This is a genomic window from Cupriavidus necator, from assembly GCF_013141915.1.
Classification (GTDB): Bacteria; Pseudomonadota; Gammaproteobacteria; order Burkholderiales; family Burkholderiaceae; genus Cupriavidus; species Cupriavidus necator_B.
In genome coordinates this window covers 144015-150195 of record NZ_SROX01000019.1, presented here as the reverse complement: position 1 = coordinate 150195, position 6181 = coordinate 144015, and the positions used below count along the sequence as shown (strand labels likewise).

At 68.3% G+C, this 6181-nt stretch carries 5 protein-coding genes; 1 reads left to right on the top strand and 4 read right to left on the bottom strand.

The genetic code is table 11. The features are described from left to right. Positions 1-390: 390 nt before the first annotated feature. The 4 genes from E5S69_RS26820 to E5S69_RS26805 form a co-directional block, all read right to left on the bottom strand. Entirely contained in the window at positions 391-2640 is a 2250-nt protein-coding gene (locus E5S69_RS26820; protein WP_171517485.1) for a polysaccharide biosynthesis tyrosine autokinase, read from the bottom strand. Then, positions 2637-3140, bottom strand: coding sequence for a low molecular weight protein-tyrosine-phosphatase (locus tag E5S69_RS26815; RefSeq protein ID WP_236901439.1), 504 nt, complete (start codon positions 3138-3140; stop codon positions 2637-2639). The genes E5S69_RS26820 and E5S69_RS26815 overlap by 4 nt, the downstream gene beginning before the upstream one ends. A gap of 4 nt (positions 3141-3144) precedes the next feature. Continuing rightward, positions 3145-4185, bottom strand: coding sequence for a polysaccharide biosynthesis/export family protein (locus tag E5S69_RS26810; RefSeq protein WP_236901443.1), 1041 nt, complete (start codon positions 4183-4185; stop codon positions 3145-3147). A gap of 295 nt (positions 4186-4480) precedes the next feature. Next, positions 4481-5035, bottom strand: a complete 555-nt coding sequence (locus E5S69_RS26805; RefSeq protein WP_171517484.1) for a putative colanic acid biosynthesis acetyltransferase — start codon at positions 5033-5035, stop codon at positions 4481-4483. A 230-nt stretch (positions 5036-5265) separates the two neighbouring features. Here E5S69_RS26805 and E5S69_RS26800 point away from each other — a divergent pair, with 230 nt between their 5' ends. Next, complete coding sequence (locus tag E5S69_RS26800) at positions 5266-6078, top strand: class I SAM-dependent methyltransferase (protein WP_171517483.1); 813 nt, start codon at positions 5266-5268, stop codon at positions 6076-6078. The last annotated feature ends 103 nt before the right edge of the window (positions 6079-6181 follow it).

Here is a 6181-nt window from a genome sequence, read left to right as displayed (position 1 = left end):
ACTCGTCTTGGTTTTGCGTGGCATACATGCTCCTTGGCGACATGTTATGCCCTAAACACAAAATTTCTGACAGGTCCGCAAGGCCCGCAGCAGGCGGCCCCCCACCGCTCTGGGCTCGTTCAACCATCCCTTCAACGCCCCTCCCACCGTCGCGCACCCCTGCGGCAGGCAGTCTAGCTTTGTGAGGAAGCCCAGCCCCGTACGAAAACCCCCAGGCACACTACGATAAGACATGCCGCCCGCAGGGCAGTCAACGCGCTTTTTGGTTACTTTTTGTCGCTCGGACAAAAAGTGACCCGCCCAGGAGGGCGGAACCCAGCGGTTCAAAAGCCGACAGCATGTCACCAACACCACCCCTCCCAAAAAGAGAGCCCCCCAACCTAAGCCACCTTAAGCCCTCTTAGAACTCGCGCCCCCATACTGATTCATATACCGATACTTCCCGAAGTGATAATGCGCCCGATACCAGCGCCCCTCCACCTTCAGGCCATTGAAGATCACGCCCTTGATATCACTCCCTGCCTGCACGATCGCCCGCCGCGTGGCCTTGAGCTCTGATGCCGTACTGGCATCGGCCCGCGCCACCAGGAACACGGCCCCGGCCTTGGTCGCCAGCACGCCGGCGTCGGAAGTGGCCAGCACCGGCGGGGTATCGAGCAGCACCACGTCGTAACGGTTCCTGAGCGTGGCCAGCAGCGTGTCCATGCCGCGCGTCTGCAGCAGGTCGGCCGCCAGCGGCGGCTCAGAGCCGGTGGCGATGAAGTCCAGCCCCGGCACCACGTCGCGCTGCAGCACCTGCTCCAGCGGCGTGCCGGTCAGCAGTTCGGTCAGGCCCGGCACGCGCGGCTTGCCGAAATGGTGGTTGAGCCCGCCGCGCCGCAGGTCGGCGTCGACCAGCACCACGCGGCGCCCCGCGGTGGCCAGCACGGTGGCGAAGTTGGCCGAAATGAAGGACTTGCCTACTTCCGGCGCTGGCCCGGTGATCACCACCACGTTGTTGCTGTCGCTGTTGAGCAGGGCAAACTGCAGCGAGGTGCGGAAGCTGCGCAGGCTTTCCACGGCCGGGTCGTCGGGCAAGCGCCTGGCGAGCAGCTTGTCGATATCGGGCCCGCCACGCAGGCGCGACTGCGCGGCACTGTAGGGCACCGTGGCGTACACCGTCATGCCGGTTTCACGCTCGATCTCGTCCGCATCGGCGACGCCGCCGTCGAGCAGCCGGCGCAGCACCACCACCGCTGTCCCGGCCAGCAGGCCCAGCAGCACCGAGGCCGCGGCAATCAGCTGGCGGTTGGGCTTGACCGGGCGGATCGGCACCTCGGCCGGGTCCACCAGCCGCGCCGTGCCGATCTTGCTGGCCTTGACCAGCCTGAGCTGCTGCACGTCGTTCAGCAGCGACTGGTACATCTCGGTGCTGACCCGGACATCGCGCATCAGCCGCAGCACGTTCTGCTCGATATCCGGCAGGCGCTGGATCTTGCTGCCGACCGCGCCGAGCTCGGCGTTCACGTCGGCGATCTGCTTGTCCATGATTTCGATCGCCGGATGGTTGGGCGTGAAGCGCGCGATCAGTTCCTGGCGCCGCTGCCGCAGGTCCGCCAGCTTGGTCTGGGCGGCCACGGATTGCGCCAGGACCAGCCGGGATTCTTCGTTCAGGTCGATGGTGCCGCGCTGGTTGCGCATGTTGTTGTAGCGCGACTCGGCGCTTTCCAGCTGCTGCTTGAGCTGCGGCAGCTGCGCTTCCAGGAAGGCCAGCGACTTCTCGGCCTCGGCGGCCTTGCGGCGTAGGTTCTGCTCGACATACTCGTTGCCGATCTCGTTCAGGATGGCGGCGGTCTTCTCGGCCGAGGTGCCCTCCAGCGCCACGCCGATCACGCCGCTCTGCTTGCCGCGCTCGGTGATCATCATCTGGCTTTGCAGGTCGGCAATGGCCACCGCGCGCGGTACGCGCGAGACATGGAAGACTGCGCCGGGGCGGCCTTCGAGCTGGCTGATCTCGATGGTGACCTTGCCACTGTGGGTCGCCACCGTCAGCGGCACGCCGACGCTGCCTTCGGCCACGGCATCGTCGCTGGCGAAGGCCAGCCGGTACTTGCCGTTGCCCATTGCGGTCACCGTGATCAGGCGGCGCTCCATCGCGGCCGGCACCTCCAGGCGCGATACCGCGATCGCTTCGCTGCCCCACGCATAACCGCCCTTGCCGAACAGGCCCGGCTGCGACAGCTCGCGGTTGAAGCCGGCCAGCGCCGCGCCGATCACCGGGAAGTAGTGCGGCGACGCGGACACGTCCAGCTGCAGCGCGTCCACCGCCTTGCCCACCACCATGCGCGAGCGCAGCAGCTCGATCTCCGCCGAAGGCGCGGGCCTGACGTCGTACACCGGCGATACGGTCGCGGTAGGCTTGTTGGGGTTGTTGGCGCTGGCGCCGTTCTGCTCCTCCACCTGCACCAGGATGTCGGCGCGGTAGACCGGCTTGCTCAGCAGCGCGAACAGCAGGCCCGCAGCCATCACCGCCGCGGCGACCGCGAGGAAGGTCCAGCGATAACGGACCAGCACGTCGACATACGAAGTCAGGTCCGACGACGGCTCATCGCCTTCGGGAGCCTGGGCTTCGTAATCACGCAGGTTCTTGATGTTGCTCATGTTGCCTCCCCGTAGCGGGTTGCCTGTGCTTCGGATTGAATCTGTGCCGTCCATGCCTGCACGCCCTCGCGGATCAGCCCCAGCACGATCAGGAACATCGCCTGCGAGCCGCCGTAGGGATCGGGAATATCCGCCTGCGCGGCCTCGCACAAGCGGAAGGTCTTGCCGCGCGCCTGCGGGAAGCGCTGCTCCAGCCATTCGCGCTGCTCGCTGTCCATCACCAGCACCAGGTCGGCAGCGTCGACCATGTCGTCGTCGAGTTCGCGCGCGCGGTGCGGCGCCAGGTCCAGCCCGTCCTTGGCCAGCAGCCGGATCACGCGCGGATCGGCGCCGGCGCCCACCGGCGGCGCCAGCCCCGCGGAACTGATGCTGCAGCCGGGCAAGGCCTGGCGCAGCAGGTCGGCGGCCATCGGGCTGCGGCAGCGGTTGCCCAGGCACACCACCAGGATCGAGCGGATCATCGCGGCTTCATCGGGTTTCAGGATCGGCAGGTGCAGCATGGGTTCAGGGCCGCGCGAGACTGTTGACGCCCACGATCGGGCTCACCAGCAGGGTCATGACCCGGCTCCACCGCACCACTTCGCGCGCATCGACGTAGACCACGTCCTTGGGCTCGAGCTCGAAGCCTTCGGCGATCGCCAGCGCCACCGGCGACGAGCCGTCGAGGTGGAACACCTTGGGCGCATCGTTGGACATCTTGCGGATCACGTAGATATGCTCGGCGTTGGCGGAGTTGGGGTTGACACCGCCGGCGTCGCCAAGCGCCTCGTTCAGCGTCATGCGCCCGTTGCGCATCAGCAGCGAGGCCGGCCTGACCACTTCGCCGGTGACAAAGACCTTGCTATCCTCGCGCTGCTCGACGCGCACGATGTCGCCCGAGCGCAGCAGGATGCGCGACGGGTCCACGCCCTTGGCCAGCATCGCGGGGATGTTCACGTACCAGCTGCGCTCGCCGCGGGTGACGCGCACGCGGCTGTTGTCGCCGGTGTTGTTGAGCACACCGCCGGCGCGGTTCAGCGCTTCGACCAGCGTCATCGGCGCGTCGTCGATGGCGAGCATGCCGGGCGTCCTGACCTCGCCGTCGACATAGACGCGCTGGCTGCGAAAGCCCAGCACGCGCACCGTCATCTGCGGGTTGCGCACCACGCGCGAAAGCACGCGCGCCATTTCGTCGCGCACCTGGTTGGCGGTCTTGCCGGCGACCTTCATCACGCCGGCATACGGGAACTGGATGTCGCCGTTGGGGCTGACCACATAACCGGGCATGTTGGAGCCGCCGGTGGAGGCCGGAACCTCGAAGCCCGCGCCGATGCTGTAGGTCTGCGTCGGGAACACCAGTTCCGGGTGGTCCCACACCACCACCGAGATGATGTCGCCGGGGCCGATCACGTAGGGCTTGGGCGTGGCGAACAGCTCTTCGACGCGGTGATTGGTGGGTTTGCTCTTCGCGCGCAGCTCGCGCACCAGGTCCATGGTGATGGGCGTGATGTCCGGCTTGGCGTCCGGCCCGACGGCATCGACGTTCGCGTTCGCGCTGAAGTACATCCCCGGCGAGGCGGCGCAGCCGCCCAGCAGCAGGGCGGCGCCGAGCACGGCGCACAGGCCCGGCAGCGAGCGCCGGCGCGCCGCGCGGGTGCTGGGGATGAGGCAAGTGGTGCGGCATTGACTGGTTTCCACGACGTTCCTCCTGCACATTGGGGCTGGGCCCTCGCTGGGACGGCATGCCCCCGATGCTCCCAGCCTAGGGCTGCGGGTAGCCCGGATCAGTGCGCTCTCGCACACTGCGCCGAGCGCTGTGAGTGGCATGCCCCGCACGGGTCGCGTGCCGCCACCGGCACCGCTATGGCTGTGGCCGGCGCTGGCCGATGGCGCGCGCTGGGGTGCCGCCGTACACCGTCCAGGCTTCGCGCAGCGGCTTGGTGACCACCGTGCGCGGCGCGATCACCGCGCCCTCCGGCAACGTCACGCCCGGCGAGATGAATGCTTCGGCGCACACCCACACATGGCGCTCCAGCGTGATCGGCGACGCGATCAGCTGGAAGGTCTCGCTGTTGTAATCGTGCGAGCCCGTGCACAGGTGCGAGCCCTGCGACACGATCGCGTAGTCGCCCAGCGTGATCGGGCTGATGTTGTAGAGGGTCACGCCGTCGGCGACGGCGGTGTGCTCGCCCATCACAAGATTCCACGGTGCCCAGATCCGCGCCGCGGGATAGACCCGCGCATCGCGGCCGAGGCGGGCGCCGAACAGGCGCAGCAGCGCGGCCCGCCAGGCATGCATCGGGCGCAGGCTGGGGCGGAACAGCCACAGCCATACCCAGTTCCATAGCTGCCGGCGCACGCGGTTGGACAGCGAAAACGACGGGCCGGAGGTGCGGTGGGTGTGCTGGATGATCATACGGAGCGTTCCGGGACGACGGGCATTGCGGCGATGCTCGCGCGAAGCCGGCGTGCGCATCGGTGCGCCGTGCCACAGATGCAGCGGCCGCGCGCGAGCGGCGCGTGTGTGTTCGCGCACGGTTGCGCGCCAACCGGCGGCGCATCGTCGGCGTTATGCACTCGGGCACGCGGGCCGCGCCGTTGGGGCGGACGCCTGGCGTGGCCCGGACGAAGCTACTGGAGGCATGGATGGAAACGGCACAAGACCGGATCAATCGCCGCGCCTGGGCCAGCTGGGGTGCCACCCGCTGGTTCGGCACGATGACGGACTGGACCGACCCGGGCGAGGCGGCGGCGCTGTCGTATGTCGCGCAAGACGCACGGGACACCCCGGTGCTCGACGTCGGCGTGGGCGGCGGGCGCACGGTGGCGATGCTGCGCGCGCTCAGCCATGACTACCTCGCCATCGACTACACCCCGCGGCTGGTGCAGGTCTGCCGGCGCAACCACCCGGGCGTGGCAGTCAGGCTGATGGATGCGCGCGACTTGTCGGCGCTGGCCGACAACAGCTTCGGGCTGGTGGTGTTCAGCTTCAACGGCATCGATGCCGTCGACTACGCCGGTCGCGGTGCGATCCTGCGCGAGTTCGCGCGGGTGCTGCGGCCCGGCGGGCTGCTGCTGTTCTCCACCCATAACCTGCACGGACCCAGCTATCGCGAGAACCTGTCGGTGTTCCTGCGGCCGCCGGCATGGTCGGCCAACCCGCTGCGGCTGGGCCTGAATGCCGCGCGCATGGTCGTCAACCTGCCGCTGGCCACCGTCAACTACCTGCGCCATTCGCGACTGAACCGGGAGTGCGACGGCTACGCGGTGCGGGTGTGCGCCGCGCACAAGTTCGGCATCGTCATTGTCTATACCGAGCGCACCGCGCAGCAGCGCGCACTGGCCGAGGTCGGCCTCAGCACCGAGGCCGTGTTCGGCGACCTCGCCGCGACACCGCTGGCCGACGGCGCCGGCGTGGAAGATATCCACTGGTTCCATTTCATCGCGCGCAAGCCGTAGCTCCGCCCCACTTCAGGGCAAGTGCGCCAGCGCACGGAACGGCACCCGGTGATGGGGCATCCTGCCGCCAGGACGCAGCTTGCACAGGCGTGCTTGCAGGCTG